Here is an 18241-nt window from a genome sequence, read left to right on the forward strand (position 1 = left end):
AATTATTACATTGTATAATTTATTACATACCAATTTGTTCCGTCTGACTGCAAAGTAATTTTTAAGCTTCCACCTGTAGCTCCGCCAAACACACTTGATGCAATGTATGGATAAGAAGCTGTATCAGAATACACTACTGGAACATTAAAATTAACTACCACAGCTGTTCCTCCTGATGATACTGTATTTTGGTTAAATACTAAGATCCTGCCTGTGTTTGTTGTAGCATCTGGAAGTGTAAGCGTAATGTCACTCGTTAAATTTTTGGCAATAATTGTATAGTCATCATCAACTAATGTGTAATCTCCAGAAGTAATTTTAATGCCTAAAACATTTGGTTTAGCAGGAGCTTTCCATTCTACGCCTGTCGCCGTCGTTGTTAACACATCACCTTCAATAGTTGAAGGAACTATATCAACCGTCGCTGCAGCCAAAGATGCTCCTGTACCTGTTACCGCTAAAACTGTAGCAGGAGTTGTAGTAGTTATATCTGACTTTACAATCGTATTATTAACTAAATCAACTAAGTCTATAGCAGTAGAGGTACCTTCACCTACATAATTCAAGGTATTTAAAGTACTGTTATAACTTAATGTCGTAACTGTTTCTTTCACTTCAACAGGTGTACCCCCTGCCTCATTGATATAGGTCGCGATAATGTTTCCAGTAGTTACAATTGGATTTACTGTTGTTATAGTTTCATTAGCCTTAATGGCAGGAGTTAAGTCTAGTGGAGTACTAGCTATTCCGTTTACTGTTGTAGTCAAACTAGCTCCTGTAAGTGATGTAGTATTACTGTTTATAATATTTACTGAGGTTCCTGTTACTCCATTTACTGTGGTACTCAAGCTATTTAATGCTGATGAGTTTGAAACAGTAGTAGCGGGAATTAATGAACTTGGCGTTACCGTTCTTAATATGCCAGTTGCATCTGCTACGACAATATTATCAGTTCCTGAAATACTTGGTTGCAAACCTTCGAAGCGAACAGGATTTATACCAGTTAAGGGTTTTACGTGTAAAGTGTTTGTTGGGGCATCAATACCTATTCCAACATTTACAGCATCGGCTGCAATACCTCCTAAAACCAAACTATTGCTCGTAGCTACTTTTGAATTATTTCCAATAGCTGTCGAATTATTTACAGGGTTACCATTTGTTGGATTAGAATTATTACCAATAAATGTATTGTTTGATCCATTAAATCCGCCAATACCACCTGCAACAGAACCTACTGCTGTATTATTACTTCCTGTTTGATTACTTGCAAGTGCAGCATACCCTACTGTAGTATTATGATTTCCTGTAGCATTTTCCTGCATGGCAAGAAGCCCAGTTGCGGTGTTAAAATTACCCGTTGTATTAACAGATAAAGCAAAGGTTCCAGATGCTGTATTATTAGATCCTGTTGTATTGCTAAATAGGGCGTAATTTCCTAACGCAGTATTAGATTCCCCTATAGTATTGACGGAAAGTACAGATGTTCCTATGGCAACATTTCGAACTCCTGTGGAAACAGTATTTAATGCATTAACTCCAAAAGCGGTATTGTCTGTCTCAATTCTTCCAGCTGGGGTGTTATTTCTTTTAAAAACTAAATTAGCATCATCAAGAGTACCCAAGAAATTAAATTGAGACTGTATTCCCATATTTCCATTAATGCTCCAATCATTCATGTTTAGCTCAACAGGTTTAATAGTTCTAATAATTCCACCACCCGGATCGGTAACTAAAATTTCATCCATGGGGTTTCCATGCATTAAACCCGTTATGGCTAGCGTATTTGCAAAGTCTGTACTAATTGTAGTGGGAACAATAAGATTTCCACCCAATTGCACATTACCGTTTGTAGATGTTAATCCGTTATCTGCAGTGATTAATACAGGAACAGCAGGAGTTGTTGCTACTCCGTTTACTGTAGAGATAAGTTCTCCATTTGTTGCAGTCAAAGTATTCGTAGTTGCGGCTGTTAATGTAGTTGGAGTTAATAAAGCTCCTCCATCAGATCCAACAGTAATTATATTATCTGGATCTGCACTTATAACATGTGAATCAACAGATAAGCCTTCTTCATTGATAAAGTTTATAATCCCTGTCCCTATATCCTGAGTTTGTTTTGTTACTGTTTGTTGAATATCAACAGAGGGTCCGCCTGCTTCATTAGTATATGTAGCAATTACACTCCCTGAATTAACAATTGGAGTTATGGTTGTTATGGTTTCACTTGCTTTAATTGCGGGAGTCAAATCTAGTGCAGTACTGGCAATTCCATTTACAGTTGTCGTTAAAGTTGCACCCGTTAATGAAGTTTCATTGCTGTTAATGATTGGAGCACCTGTACTGGTTATTCCATTTACTGTTACTGTTGCAGTATTTATGGCTGAAGCATTTGAAACACCGCTTACAGCATCTGAAGCTGTAGAAACCCCATTTACATTAGAGGTTAGAGTATTGCCCGCCAGACTCAGAGTATTGGTTGTACCAGCTGTAATAGCTGGAGTCAAATCTAGTGCAGTACTTGCAACTCCATTTACAGTTGTAGTTAAAGTTGCTCCTGTCAACGAGGTCTCGTTGCTGTTGATAATTGGCACAGCAGTTCCTGCTACTCCATTTACTGTTGTAGTTAAATCATTTACTGCCGATGTATTAGAAACACCGCTTACAGCATCTGAAGTTGCAGAAACCCCATTTACATTAGAGGTCAGAGTATTGCCCGCCAGACTCAGAGTATTGGTTGTACCAGCTGTAATTGCCGGAGTTAAGTCTAATGCAGTACTGGCAACTCCATTTACAGTTGTAGTTAAAGTTGCACCCGTTAATGCCGTTTCGTTGCTGTTAATGATTGGAGCACCTGTACTGGTTATTCCATTTACTGTTACTGTTGCAGTATTTATGGCTGAAGCATTTGAAACACCGCTAACAGCATCTGAAGTTGTAGAAACTCCATTTACATTTGAGGTCAAAGTATTGCCTGCCAGACTCAGAGCATTGGTTGTACCAGCTGTAATAGCTGGAGTCAAATCTAATGCAGTACTGGCAACTCCATTTACAGTTGTAGTTAAAGTTGCACCCGTTAATGCCGTTTCGTTGCTGTTAATGATTGGAGCACCTGTACTGGTTATTCCATTTACTGTTGTAGTTAAATTATTTACCGCTGAAGCATTAGAAACTGTCGTTAAATTTGTAATTGCTGTAGGAGTCAATAAAGCACCTCCATCGCTACCAGCAGTAATTATATTAGCAGAATCAGAACTAATGACATTTGATGTTAGGGCTGTCCCAGTTTCATTAGTAAAAGTTATCGCTCCCGTTGCTGGATCTTGACTTTGAGTTGTCACTGTTTCTTTAATATCAATTGATGTTCCTGCTTCGTTATTGTATGTAGCTATACTATTTCCTGTTGTTACAATAGGAGTTATTGTTGTAACTGTTTCTGCATCACCAACTAAATCAACCAAATTAATTACTGTTGGAGTTCCACTTTCACCATTATATGTTAAGGTTTTTGCTGTTTGATCGTAAACTAATGTTGTTTGGGTTTCTGCGTCACCTACTAAATCCAATAAATTAATGGTGTATGGCGTAGATTTTTCATCTATATAAGTTAAAGTATTCGCTACACCATCATATGTCAGACTTGTTAGCGTTTCATTTGTTTTGATAATATTAGTCAATTGAGTAATAAAAGTAGAATTATTTAAGATCGTACTTGCATTGTTTATTACATCACCCACTATATCAATTGTAGTTGTAGTGGCATTTTCGCTTGTATACGTATATTGACCATTATTTGCCGCATCTTTATCCAAAGTAGTTATTGTTTCATTAGCTTTTACAATAGTACTTATATCTATAATTTGCGTATTCCCCGAAGCATCAACATAACTAAACTGGTTTGTTGTAGAGTCAAAAGTGACATTCCCTTCTGTTTTGTTGACGATATCCTGAATGATATTTGTGACAGCCGGATTGTTTACAATAGTGCTGAAATTAGTTGTAACATCGCCAACAATATCTATATTCACAGCTGTACCCGCTTCGTTGGTATAGGTATAAGAGCCAGCGCCATTATTAACAAGTGTGGTGACTGTCTCATTTGCTTTCACGATTGTGCTTATATCGATAACTTGCGTATTCCCCGAAGCATCAACATAACTAAACTGGTTTGTTGTAGAGTCAAAAGTGACATTCCCTTCTGTTTTGTTGACGATATCCTGAATGATATTTGTTACGGCTGGATTGTTTACAATTGTGCTGAAATTAGTTGTAACATCGCCAACAATGTCTATATTCACAGCTGTACCCGCTTCGTTGGTATAGGTATAAGAGCCAGCGCCATTATTAACAAGTGTGGTGACCGTCTCATTTGCTTTCACGATTGCACTTATATCGATAATTTGCGTATTCCCCGAAGCATCAACATAACTAAACTGGTTTGTGGTAGAGTCAAAAGTAACATTCCCTTCTGTTTTGTTGACGATATCCTGAATGATATTTGTTACGGCTGGATTGTTTACAATTGTGCTGAAATTAGTTGTAACATCACCAACAATGTCTATATTCACAGCTGTACCCGCTTCGTTAGTATAGGTATAAGAACCAGCGCCATTATTCACAAGTGAGGTTACTGTCTCATTTGCTTTTACGATTGCACTTATATCGATAACTTGCGAATTTCCTGAAGAATCAATGTAAGTAAATTGTTGATTAATAGGATTGAAAATAACTGTTCCAGGATTTGAGGCTACTTCGCTTGATATTACAATTCTATTCCATTTATTATCATACCAATAGTAATATCCTGGTGTAATATCTGAAATTGTTGCTGCATTAAAGACTAATAAACTATTTACATTGCCATTAGCAATTGTAGTACCGTCTGTAGAGTTTTTTAAATTAACTCTAGGAATTAACACACCTTTATCAGCAGCGACAACTTCTAATTGTGAAGAAGTATTTGGCATTAGAGTTCCAATACCAACCTGAGAATAAGCTGCATAACTACCTAAAAATAAAATTAATGAGAGTAATTTATTCTTCATAAGTCAAACATTAGGGTTATCAATTTATTTATAATAGAAATAAAAGATTTAAGGCAAATAATTTGAGAATAATAAAGACATGGGGTAAAATGGACAAATCTATCTAGCGATATGTATTTGATTCAAATGGCTTGAAATAAATTAAATGAGGAATTTTAGAGCTGATTAGAAACCAATGATTTTGTAAAACTATTCCTCTTTAATTAAAAGAATTATAAAGGTAGTAAAATACTAATATGCTGACTGTTAAATTTTTATTTTTTTTTAATAGAAAAAAACCTATATATATATTTATGGTTTTTCTACTCTATTTTTCTGTTGTTGATAATCTTCAAATCTTATAACATCATAAAAAAAAATATTAGCCATCGAGTATTTTGTTTTCAAATTATTTCTTTACAACAAAAATATTTGAAACCAGTATTATTCATTTTTTTAGATTATCAAAATAATACATTCCTGCATTTTAAATTCTAATCTTTTTCCTTTTGAACATTTGTATTTTTTTTTACAAAAAAGTATCGTCAAAACATACCCTTAAAAGTTAAAAAAGTAATACTATAAGACCATAATCAAAACATCATCTACCTTATTTTCAAACAATTAACAATTAACTTTCTTTTATTATATAGTCAAAAATATTTATTTATTTTTGGGACCATTTTACAATAAAAAACAAATAATTTCTTACAATGAATTTACAGTTTACAGAAGAAAATCTTAAAGAAAAAATTAAAGAACTTACTTGTCTTTATGAAATTTCTAAGATTATTTCCAAATCTAACTCTATACATATTCAAACGCTCTATGAGATTATTTTTAGCACAAAAAAGGCGTGGCGTTACAATCTTGATGCCGTCGTAGAAATTCATATTTTAGATTACCATCTTTCAACATCTGAGAAAAAAAACTCTAGCATTTTTCAATGTAGCGCACTAAAAATCAAGGATATGAATCCTGGATATATTAAAGTTCATTATCCCTCTGCAAAATATACACAGGATGATTTTAATGAAGATGAACAGAAACTTCTAGATACTATTGCAATAGAAATCGGAAATTATATTGAAAAGTTTCAGACACTGGAAAGAAAAGCACTATTAAGAAGAACCATAGAACATATGGAACGTCTTTCCTTGCTTGGCGAAATGACTGCAGGAATAGCACATGAGCTAAATACCCCATTAGGTAATATTTTAGGTTTTGCAGAACTTATAAAAGAGCAAAATTCCGATCCAGAAATTAGTGCGGATATTGATATTGTTATTAATTCGGTTATTTATTCTCGGGAGATTGTCAAAAAACTCATGTTCTTTTCTTGCGAAATGCCTCAAAAATTAGAATTACAAGAATTAAAGCCTATTATCGTTTTTGCCTTGTCTTTTCTAAAATCTAATTTTCAGAAAAAAGCAATTAAACATGAATTGATCTTTGAGGATGACACTATAATAGCAAAGGTCGATTCGGTTCAAATTACCCAAGTATTATTTAATCTGCTTATAAATGCTATTTATGCGTCGCCAGAAAAAAGCACTATTAAGATAATAGTAGATCATGACGAAACTAATCTTTATCTAAAAATAGAGGATCAAGGAACAGGGATTCCAGATGCTATAAAAGAAAAAATATTTGAACCTTTTTTTTCAACCAAACCTGTCAATTATGGCTGCGGACTTGGTTTAAGCGTCGTTCATGGCATCATAAAAAATCACAATGGAGAGATTACTCTTCAAAACAATTTTCCAAATGGATCGATTTTTATCATTCGCATCCCTTTATCTTAAAACAAAATGACTTTTAAAAAAGAGAATATACTGGTTGTCGACGACAATAATGATATGCTGGATTTAATTCAAAGACAATTAAAATCTTTCCATTATCGAACTTACAAAGCCTCTTCTGTAAATGAAGCTATTGAAGTCTTAAAAAGCTCAGATATACACTTACTGATCAGCGACCTCAATATGCCCAATATAAACGGAATTGAACTATTAAAATATGCAGAAGAGCACTTTCCAGCAATACCAAAGCTTGTAATATCTGGAATTCCATCTGTGTATAATGTTGTAAACGCAATGAAATCGGGCGCATTAGATTATTTAACAAAACCTTTTACAAGTGAAGAACTTCATAAAACCATTTTAGATTCACTTAAGAAAGGGGCGAGTATTTCTAAAATTTCAACTAATTTTCCAGACCTAAATAATGAAAAATCGTACGCAGGTCTCCATGGAAATTCGAGTCATTTTAGAGATTTAATTGAAATAATAAAACGCGTAAAAGATACAAAGGCAAATGTTCTTATAGAAGGAGAAAGCGGTACTGGAAAAGAAATGATTGCAAGAGCGATCCATTTTACCAGCAAACTTGCAGACCAGCCCTTTATTGTAGTAAACTGCGGAGGAATACACGAAAACCTAATAGAATCTGAATTATTTGGACATATAAAAGGTTCTTTTACAGGAGCTTCAGAAAACCGAGTAGGCTTATTTCAATCTGCCTCCGGAGGCACTATTTTTTTAGATGAAATTGGAGACGCTCCTTTGTCTGTACAGATTAAACTATTGCGCGTTATTCAGGAAAAAGAAATTCTACGAGTTGGCGCAACAAAACCAGAAAAAATAGACGTAAGGATTTTATGTGCCACAAACAGCAATCTGGAAGATATGGTTGTAAAAGGTACTTTCAGAGAAGATTTATATTATAGAATAAATGTTATTTCTATTAGAACTGTTCCTTTACGAGATCGAAAAGAAGATTTATTGACATTAATTCATCTTTTTATAGAAAAGTACTCTCATGAATATAATAAATTAAACGTTCAAATAAATGAAAAAGCAATTGAAATTCTAATGAGATACAATTGGCCAGGAAATATAAGAGAACTTGAAAATGTGATTCATAGATTGGTTATTATGAGCGATGATACGATCACTTTGGATCATATTCCAGAAAATTTAAAATATCATATCCATTCTTCAGATACAGTTTTTAAGTCTTTAAAAGAATATGAAAAAGAGCAAATATTAAAAGTCTTAGCCGCCGTAAATAATAACAAAACAAAAGCAGCACAAATCCTGCAAATTGACAGAAAGACTTTAACCCAAAAAGTTCTTTAAAAACGGGTACATACTCCTCACCCGTTCATAATCTACCCTAGGCAATTTAAACGTTTTAAAACTAACGATAATACAATTTACTGATTTACAAATTAATATAAAAAGAGGCATACTGTTTGCCCCAAAAAGCCTAAAATGTATTAAAATAAATCAAATTAATTAAAAAACAGTCTAAGGTGAAACCAATATTAAACTTCATTTCGATTACATATTGCCAGCATGTTAAAGAAATTGAGAATAGATTCTCCAGTAAATTCAAGTTTATATCTTTAGTACTTCCAAAAATTATAAGTGCAGTGTTTTTATTAGAAATAAAGAACCAAACAGCGTTGTAAAACAGATTGGCTAATTGCAAATTTTACCGCATACTGCTTGGTGTTTTACAAGTTATTAACAATTACAACATCACTAATCATCAATAACTTATAAAACAAAAAAGACATTTAATTTCTTAAAAAATCTTAACTTTATAACACAAATCCACATTTCCATGAAAATAATTAAACATTATTACGATGCAGATCTTTCTTGGGTAGAGCATTATACTGCACAAATTGGAGGAAAAATTGAAGGTAACTTTATCAGACTCCCTGAGGATTCCCAAACGGGAACACGATATTTTTTAGACTGTGGCGATGGTATTCTAGCCTATTACATCAATGTAGAATATAAAAGAAACTACCAGTTAATACAACAAAATTTGAATCAAGATTTTGTTGGATTTTATTACAACTTAACAGAAGGGGAAGCTACCGTAAACACAGACCACTTTATGTACAATGTCGGCAGATGGAATTACAATCTAGCGGTTATTGATGGATCGTTGGACTCAGAATATAATGTCAAGAAAGGGAGTAAAACTTTTGCCTTATGTTTTTTTATCAAAAAAAGCATGTTAAAGGCTTTTACTCAAAAGAATGGTATTGCAATTCAGAATATCGACTCTCTCCTTGATCCAAAAGAAAATACGATAATTCGGTTTGACAGAATGACCAGCGAAAGCTATCATATTTTAAATGATTTGAGAAAGCTGCCAGTTGGGGGATCTATTTTCGATCTGCATTTAAAAGGCACTGTCCATTTATTAATTTCAAATTACCTAAAAAAATTAGCTACAAAAAAAATCATCGCACAAACCGTTAACAAAGAAGACTTAGAGCATATTATTGCGATACAAATGTACTTAATTGAGCATATTAGAGATCATTTTCCAAGTATAACACAGATGGCCAAGATGGCTAATATGTCTGAATCAAAATTTAAAACCTTATTTAAGAAAATAACAGGAAATACGGCCAATGTTTTTTTCATGGAAAACAAATTATTACTTGGTAAAGAACTTCTTGAAAACAAACAGCTGACGATTTCTCAGATTTCAGATGAACTAAATTTTACTAATAACTCTTATTTCGCATCAAAATTTAAAGAACATTTTGGGTTGTCTCCTAAAGCATTTTACAAACAATTGTAAAGGAGTGCCAATAATTAATCGTAATAAATAGTCTATGAGAAAATTTACGCATTCCTACACTTTAACTCCAGAATGGCAATATGATTTAGTGAAACAATTGGGTATAGAGCTATTAGATGATAAACTGATTATTGTACCCAAAGATATAGGCAAAGGCTTTTTTTATTTTTCTCAAGTAATGGAGGGTATTTCAGTCGTGTATGCCGATTTAACAGCAAAAGTGCCTATCAAACTAACACGGCAAAAATCTAACAATGAAATTTTCATTTTTCATTTTGATTTAAGCGAGCACATCAATCTTATTAAGATTAATAATATTGATTATGAAATAGGCTCTTTTAATCAATTGGATCTTGCGATACTTGACAATGAAATCGAAAGTTCTTTCAAGCCTTCTGTGAATGAACGAACAATTGCTTTAAGATTGTTAATTGACAAAAAACTCTTGCATGATTTTATTCAGGAGTTTGAAAAAAAAGAAAATTATTTTGTAAAAAGCAAAACAAACAAAAAAACATTCTACCACTATGGCAATATTGACAGCAATAGTATATTGTTAATTCAATCTATAAAACAGAAATCAGTTCGTGACTTAGCTTTTGATTCTTTTATAAAAGGTATTTCCTTAAAAATATTAGGCAATTTTTTTAATAAATTTTACGAAACAAAAAATAAAAGCGTGCCTCTTACCGAAATTGAAAACGAGGCAATTGAGAAGACGAAGAACTATTTATTAAATAATTTATACGGACCATTTCCTTCCTTAACTTTCTTAGCAAGTATGGCAGGAATGTCGGCTTCTAAATACAAAAGTCTTTTTAAAACGCGTTACAACAATACGCCAAAAAATTTATTTATAGAAGAAAAAATAAATCTTGCCCAAAAGCTCCTTAGAAGTGGAGAATATACTACTCTAACTGCAGTTATGTATGAACTTAATTATACCAAACTCAGCTATTTTTGCACTAAATATTTTGAACAGCTCAAAAGAAAACCCACTGATGATTTTGTAAAAAAACACCTAGACCCAATAAAAAATGAATCTTAAAAAAATAGTATTAAAAAAGCTGCTGGTAATATTTCTATTAACCAACAGCTTTTTTTAAAGAAGAAAATTATTTAAAGTTTATAATAAACTCTGAACGTCTATTTAATTCATGTTCTTTCTCTGAACAAATCACGCCATTAGAACAATGGTTTAGTAAATGTGTTTCTCCAAATCCTTCTCCACTTATCCTTTCTTGTTCAATACCTGAATTAACGATATAATCAACTGTAGCTTTCGCTCTATTCTCAGATAGTTTCATATTAAATTCATCTCTTCCTCTACTATCTGTATATGAATTAACTTTAATAGATATGTTTGGACGATCTTTCATTAAAGCTACTACTTTATTCAATTCTTTCTTAGATGATTGTCTTATGTTGTAACCATTCAAGTCAAAATAAATAGGATTTAATTTCAATTTATCTGTTAAATCATCTCCGTCTTTAATTTTTACTTTTTCACCATCAACAACAACTTCCATTTCTTTAGTGATTTCGAAACTAATTTCTTTTTTCTCTAAAGGTTTTAATTGTTCTGTATTTTCTGTTTTATCAGCATAAGAAGTTTTTGTATACAATGCTCTGTAATTTTGATATGGATCTACAGCAATTTTGTAATTCCCTTCATTGTCAGTTGTAGTTGTTCCAATACTTTCATCATTTGAATTAAACACTTGAACATTAAAACCAGTAACTGGTTTACCGTTTTCTGTAATTGTTCCAAAAATCAGTGATCTAATATCAAAATCAAAAATTACAGGTTTATTTTCTGTGAAACTATAAATGTCATCATTCCCTGCTCTATTTGAAGAGAAATAACCTTTTTTATTTTCATTATTAATAGCATAAGCAAAATCATCCGAACTTGTATTTACTCCATCTCCCAGATTTACGACATGGTATTTTCCTTCACTGTCTTTCATTGCAGCAAATACATCAAGTCCACCTAATCCAGGATGACCGTCTGAAGCAAAATATAAAACACCTTTTCCATCCATATAAGGATAAGTTTCGCGTCCTGGTGTGTTAATTTCATCACTTAGTCTAGTAACGTCATTGCTTACTAGGCTCCCTTTTTTTAAACTTACCACATACAAATCTGAGTTGCCAAAACTATTGTTGCGATCAGATACAAAATACAGCTGCGATTCATCTGGGCTAAGTGCTGGATGCGCTGAAGAAAAACCGTCACTATTTATTGGATAAGGCAATTCTTTTACATTTTTCCACTCTCCCTTTACATTTTCTGCAACATATATTTTTAGAAAATTAGTCCCATTTTTATCTGCTCCTAATTTTCCATCAATAAAATTGTTTCTTGTAAAATACATGTATTTACCATCTTTTGTTACTGCTGCACTACTCTGATGGTATTTGGTATTTACATCTCCTTTAATTAATGCCGCATCTTCTAATCCTCCATCTGCAGTAATATTAGCCGAGTACAATTTCATAAATGACTTTTCATTCCAGCTGTGCTTTCTTTTGATTACTACTCCAGTATCTTTTGCTGATGCAAATATTACTTTATCTTTCCCATCAAAAGCAGTTCCAAACTCAGAAACTGGTGTATTGATAGTAACAGGCTTAAAGCTATAACGTCCTGACTCTTTTTGAATATCAGCCATTAATTTTTGCTCTTTCCAATTTTCACTACCGTCCTTTTTACCCGTTACAGCATAATATTTTTTTACAACAGCACTCGCTTCATTGTATTTTTTTGTATTGTTAAGAGCCTGAGCATATCTAAAATAAAACTCTGGATCTACAGATTGTCCAGAATTAAAAACTTTTGAATAAGCTTCTGCCGCTTCGGGATATTGTCCGTTAAAATAATAGCTGTTACCTAATTTTGTATAAACTTCTAAAGAAGAATTTCCTTTATCAACCAGATTTTTATACAGCTTGGCCGCCTCAATAAAAGCAAACTTATTATAAGTTTCATTTGCTTTTTCAATTTTTTTATCCTGTGCCTTTACCACTCCTATTTGAATTAAGCAAATACAAATTGCGGTTAGTACAGTTCTCATCTTATTAGATATCATTTTTTATCCTAGTTTTTGGTTATTAAAAGAATCTTGGTGTAACCAATCTGTATTTGGTTCCAGAAAATAAGTCGAAACGAAGGAAAATTTCGTGAGACCCTGAATTGTAGTTTCCTATTTTCTGCGTATCGTAATCGTAAGCGTATCCAATATTCAAACCTGATGTTACCTGAAATCCTGCCATAGCACTTACGGCTGCATCCCATCTGTAGGCTGCTCCTAAAGTTAATTTTTCATTGAATAAAAAGTTTGCAGACAAATCAACTGCCAATGGCGCACCGCTAACCATCTTTACCATTGCAGCCGGCTTGAATTTTAGATTATCATTTAAATCAAATACATAACCTCCCATTGCATAAAAGTGCATTTTTTGAGAAGCCACAGATACTTTTACGTCATCATAGAATTTGGTTTCCAAAATCATTGGCACTGATAAACCTGCATACCATTTTTCTGAATGGAAGTAAGCCCCTGCTCCAAAATTTGGAGAATTTTTAGTTAAGTTTCCTGACAAATATGGATCTTCCGGATTCAATACATTTAGCTTATTATAGTCAACCTGCATAAAATTGCCTGATGCGCTAATACCCAAAGACAAAAACGTATCTCCTGAAAGTTGTATTGGATAAGAATAACTTGCCGTTACGGTTGTTTCTTGTGATGGTCCAATTTTATCACTGATTACAGACAACCCTAAACCTTGTCCGTTTTCTGTTATAGGAGATTCAATAGAAAAATTGGCTGTTTTTGGAGCTCCGTCCAGTCCTACCCACTGTGTTCTATACAACCCAAATATGCTTGGTATACCGCGGGTTCCCGTATAACCTGGATTTATTGTCATCGTATTATACATGTATTGTGTATACTGCGACTGCTGTTGCGCAGAAACTTCTAAAATCCCTACAAACAACAAGATTAATAGATATGAAATCTTTTTCATTAGTTCTTACTTCTTTTAATTATTGGTTATTGATATATAAATAACCTGTTCTCTCTTTTACTTTGTTACCAGTATTATATTTCAGTATGTAGAAATATGTTCCTGTTGGAAGTTTATCGCCCCTCTTTATCGTTGCACGTCCGTCAGAATATCCTCTAAACATGTTATCGGTTTCATTGTAAGACTTAGCATCATAAACTTTAACTCCCCATCTGTTGTAAATCTCCACTTGGTTATCAGGGAATCTATCAATTCCTTTGATCACAAAGCTGTCATTTAAACCATCATCATTTGGTGAAATTGCATTATATATAACAACATCTTCTGGTTCTGGTGTTGGTTTCTTTACCAAAGCCATAGTAAAAAGCCCGTAGCCGCTTACCTGTGCTGTTAATAATTTCTCATAAGGCTTTCCTGCTAGAGGAGCACTAATATCTCCTCCTTCGTTTATCCATTTACCAGATGCGCTGTCCCAGCGTGTTATTACCACCTGATACGTATCGCTTTCATTAAAGTATTCTGCAGGTGTTGTGCGATTATCCATTGTTAAACTCAAGATAATTTTGTTTGCGCCCTGATCTTTAGTTATTTCCCAATATTCATTCTTATTTATCTCTAGGATTTTTTCATCTCTCTGATCGTGAGAATGGATAAGGTTGGAATTCTTATTAAAGTATTGTGTTGTGTAAATATCCCCTTCATTAGTGCCTGCAGCATGATAAGAAGGTCTAAAATAATTTCCTGCTCCAACTGGGAATTCAAATGCAGCAAGACCATCTTTTTCTACCTGGCCGTCTACAAAACTTAGATCGCTCGTGAGTGTATGAGTTGCTTTTTCTCTAAAAATTACTTTACCGCCATAATCACCAGCAAGTACAACGCCTTTTTTAAATTCTGAATTACCTCCTACAGCTATCTTACCAGATAAATGAAAAGGCACTAGAGAAGATACATTTTCAAAAAAAGTATTTTTAAAATTAGAAACCTGAGTTCCTTCTATAAACTGATCGTCTGAACCATTAAAAAATGTAGAACCGTTTTGACTGTCTGTATAAGTAACTAAACCGTCATTCTTCCAGTTTTGAAAAATATATAGGTTTCCATCATTTACAAAATCTCCCGTTGGCGCATTTTCATAATCCATATAAACAGCCATGATGGTATTAGGAGCAATTTTCACATCGCCGGAATTAACAACTTGTGCATATCCTGAAGAAGATACAATAGCAAAAAAACTAGCATAATACAAAAAAGCGCTTTTGTTTTTTTGATCCTTTACAGGGTCTTTTTTTTCTGGTATTCTATATAAATTAGTATTTTTTTTCATCATTTTATTTACTTTACAGATTATATTAAATAACACGACAAAATTAGATCAATACCCAAAATCACTTATCCCGTAAAAGCCTTTGTTGTATTAAAATAAGGTCATTTTACTGATAGAGAATTTAATCGAAAAAAAACATAACAGCATGTATTACAAAGTGTTTTGTTTTTTAAAATAGATTTTTTTATGGCCTAGCATTTTGATTAATTTTTGCGCAACAAAAAACGAGGAAGTAAATGCTTCCTCGTTTTTCTATATTATCTAGATTGCAAAAAAATCAAATCTTTAAACCTCATTACTTCTTATCGAAATAATTTACTAATTGCTTAAACCCGGCATTTTTTAAAATCACATTTTTATTTTCATCCAGGACATAAATGGTCGGTAGGCTTTGTATCCAATATTTTTCCTGTAGTTTATTTTCCCCATTCTTATCCCATAAATTTAACCATTTAGGAGGATAGGTATTTTCTTTTACATATTTTCTCCATTCTTGTTCGTTTTGATTGATATAAATGGCTGCTACTTTTCCATCTTTAGGACCGTCTGTATAAAACCATCCTTTCATTTGTGGCATCAACTCAGTACAATGTGAACACTCAGGGTCATAGAAAAACAAAATAGTATATTTTGATTTGATATCATTAAGTGCATACTTTACATCAGCTCCATCTTTTAATATTAAGTTTGCTGCTTTTGAACCTACCTTATTCTTTTGATGAATTAAAATCTGCTGTTCTATAGATTGCTTCTTCCAATCTGGAATAAAAATCTGCTCTTTGGCATTTTTCAGGATCAAAACTGCAATATCTTCGTCATTATTATTATAGGAAGTTGCATTAAAACTATTATAAAGAGCATCCGAGATTACTTGGTAAACCAAAGGATTTACAGCGCTTTTGTCTAATAACTCTGTAACAGCAGCAGCCAGCTGCGGATCATTTTTATCAAAAAAAGAAATATATTTTTTTGTCTTTGAAGGCAGCAATTGTGTATTCAACAAAATACCACTCTGAAAATCTACCTCTTTCCAATAATTTTCACGCAAAAATCCTGTTGTTTCTTTATAAATTTATGCATCAGGATCAGCCTTATAATTATCTAATATACTGCCTGGTATTAAAGGCAGTATATTAGCTGCTATTATAGTACTCAAAAGTGTATTGGGGTATCTATTTATCAAACTTATCTCTAAATCGCGCTGCCGTTTCTGCAGCCCTTTTATCTCAATATCGATTTGTTCCTTGCCTGCAGCAGTAATATTTGCTGCTGTTCCTTTGTTGTATAATTTTTGAATCTGGTCTTCTGTATTTCTTATTGACCCCGAATAAGCGGAATAAACTCCATTTATTGGGTTATCCTTAAACAAAACGTTATTGTATGTCGAGTCAATAGAAACAGTCATTTTATCATTCACATTTTTTTCGATCAGCAGTTCTATAAGCCCTTTGTGAACTTCTTTTGGGGTTTCTAAAAAATATTGCCCCTGCAAAAATGGAATTTGAGAAACCAGCTCTAAATGCCCCTGCGCTTTAGCAGTAATAGTATCTCCTTTTGTTAAAGCACCATTTACAGAGCGGTAAAAGACAAAAACACTTCCTTCTTTAAGCTGTTCGCTTTCTATTACTATTGCTGATTGCGCCTTACTTACAGGGAGAAACACAATTCATAAAGCGATTATTATAATGACTTGAAATGTTCGCATAACTATATATCTATTTAGTCCTAAATTGATTCAAAAACAGTTATATTCTTTCTTATCATAGAATTTTCAAATAATAAAAAATTATTCTTTCGAAAAATAATTAATCAACTGTTTATAATTTACATCTTTTAATATTACTTTTTTGTTTTCATCTAAAAGATAAATTGAGGGAATATTATCTATCCAATATTGTGTTCTAATTTTTACAAAATCAGTGCTACCCCAGAGATTCTGCCAATTTTTTGGAAAAGTGTTTTCTTTTAAATATTTACGCCATTCTTTCTCATCATTATCTACATAAACTGCTGTTAATGAAACATCCTTAGGTGCATCTTTACTCAACCATTCTTTTACGATAGGAGTTACTTCCATACAATGGGAGCAATCCGGATTAAAAAAATACAATATTGTGTATTTTGATTTATTGCTAAGCAGCGTTATTTTTTTGCCATTTTGATCTTCTAATCGAATATCTGTCGCAATTGTTCCTACTTTATTTTTTTCAATAAATGAAATTCGGGAAATTATAATGACTTTTCTCCAATCAGGAGTAAAAGATTGGTTCTGCTCATTCTTAAGAATACGAATTCCTAGTTCTTCATCAAATAAACTGCTGTTTTTTGTCAAATAAAGATTTAACAATGCTTCTTCAATAACATGATACATTTTCGAATTTACTGCTGCTTTCTCAAGTATGTTGTCTATGGCCAAGGTAATATTCTTTTTATCTTTTAAATTAAAAAGACTCATATACTGCGTCATTTTACCAGATAAATAAGGAGTATTAATCAATGTGTCATCCCGAAAATCTACTCCTTGCCAATAATGCTGCTGCACAAAACTTACAGCTTTCTGATATTTTTCTTCTTGAATCGTATACATCAGGTGTTCTCCGTTCCAAGCCATGTCAGGAATGGGTGGTGTGTTGATACAATTAATTAATTTGTCAATTAGTAACCCTTTGTACGCACTCGCAATTCGCCTGCCATAATCATATAAAACCTGTTGCTCTGTAAGTGCTTTATTTCTTATTTTTCTTCTTTGTATAGTATCCGTTGTGTTTAAAAATTCTTCTTCAAGATTGTGTTGTATACCGTAGAACTTTTGTGCAGCCTGCACATATGCTACATAAGCATTATTTTGATCGCTGTTTTTAAAAACAGGAGTTTGATTGTGTTGATAAAATCGAATACTAAGGCTTTTTTCTTCTTCTTTAGAGAGTAAAAGCGGTATAGCATCTTTAATTATAGCCGGTGGCAGTATTAACATATAGATACCCTCTGTTACTACAGCACTTGTATCTGTAACAATTATTTTTCCGGCTTCACTAACAGCTGCCATTTGCAAAATTATTGGCATTCCATTTTTGTAACCATACAGCGCACAGCTATCTCCTTTAACCAATCCCTCAGTTTCTAAAGTAATAGTTCGCTGTGCAAAAATATTTTGCGTTAATAAAAGAACTGTAATCCAAATTATATTCACGTAAAACTTTTTCATACTAAAGAGTTGTTTAAAAAAACAAACTGCCCTTGAATGAATCCA

General features: G+C 32.8%; 11 protein-coding genes. 4 read left to right on the plus strand and 7 right to left on the minus strand.

Translation table 11 applies throughout. The features are described 5' to 3' along the window. Positions 1-5 precede the first annotated feature (5 nt). Positions 6-5042 carry a beta strand repeat-containing protein gene (locus QLQ95_RS24400; RefSeq protein WP_482502044.1) on the minus strand — a complete coding sequence of 1679 codons (5037 nt, stop codon included), beginning with the start codon at positions 5040-5042 and terminating at the stop codon, positions 6-8. Positions 5043-5734: 692 nt separating this feature from the next. Here QLQ95_RS24400 and QLQ95_RS24405 point away from each other — a divergent pair. From QLQ95_RS24405 to QLQ95_RS24420, 4 genes are all read left to right on the plus strand, one after another. Next, positions 5735-6826 carry a sensor histidine kinase gene (locus tag QLQ95_RS24405; protein ID WP_482502045.1) on the plus strand — a complete coding sequence of 364 codons (1092 nt, stop codon included), beginning with the start codon at positions 5735-5737 and terminating at the stop codon, positions 6824-6826. A gap of 6 nt (positions 6827-6832) precedes the next feature. Continuing rightward, positions 6833-8161, plus strand: coding sequence for a sigma-54-dependent transcriptional regulator (locus QLQ95_RS24410; protein ID WP_320495865.1), 1329 nt, complete (start codon positions 6833-6835; stop codon positions 8159-8161). 490 nt (positions 8162-8651) lie between these two features. After that, positions 8652-9632, plus strand: a complete 981-nt coding sequence (locus QLQ95_RS24415; protein ID WP_482502046.1) for a helix-turn-helix domain-containing protein — start codon at positions 8652-8654, stop codon at positions 9630-9632. A gap of 34 nt (positions 9633-9666) precedes the next feature. Beyond that, on the plus strand, positions 9667-10680 hold the full coding sequence (locus QLQ95_RS24420) for a helix-turn-helix domain-containing protein (RefSeq protein ID WP_482502047.1): 1014 nt from the start codon (positions 9667-9669) through the stop codon (positions 10678-10680). A gap of 67 nt (positions 10681-10747) precedes the next feature. Here the strand turns inward: QLQ95_RS24420 and QLQ95_RS24425 are convergent, their stop codons facing one another. From QLQ95_RS24425 to QLQ95_RS24450, 6 genes are all read right to left on the minus strand, one after another. Then, positions 10748-12724, minus strand: a complete 1977-nt coding sequence (locus QLQ95_RS24425) for an OmpA family protein (protein WP_482502048.1) — start codon at positions 12722-12724, stop codon at positions 10748-10750. 22 nt (positions 12725-12746) lie between these two features. Beyond that, the gene (locus tag QLQ95_RS24430) at positions 12747-13664 is read right to left on the minus strand and encodes a PorP/SprF family type IX secretion system membrane protein (RefSeq protein ID WP_320495871.1); all 918 of its coding nucleotides are present in this window, start codon (positions 13662-13664) and stop codon (positions 12747-12749) included. Positions 13665-13683: 19 nt separating this feature from the next. Beyond that, entirely contained in the window at positions 13684-14994 is a 1311-nt protein-coding gene (locus QLQ95_RS24435; protein WP_482502049.1) for a T9SS type B sorting domain-containing protein, read from the minus strand. 292 nt (positions 14995-15286) lie between these two features. Then, positions 15287-16039, minus strand: a complete 753-nt coding sequence (locus QLQ95_RS24440; protein WP_482502050.1) for a thioredoxin family protein — start codon at positions 16037-16039, stop codon at positions 15287-15289. Between the two features lie 24 nt (positions 16040-16063). Then, a complete protein-coding gene (locus tag QLQ95_RS24445; protein WP_482502051.1) occupies positions 16064-16654 on the minus strand; it encodes a hypothetical protein in 591 nt (196 codons plus the stop codon). 123 nt (positions 16655-16777) lie between these two features. After that, positions 16778-18196, minus strand: coding sequence for a DUF5106 domain-containing protein (locus QLQ95_RS24450; protein ID WP_482502052.1), 1419 nt, complete (start codon positions 18194-18196; stop codon positions 16778-16780). Positions 18197-18241: the final 45 nt, after the last annotated feature.

The organism is Flavobacterium sp. B330r (assembly GCF_056824325.1).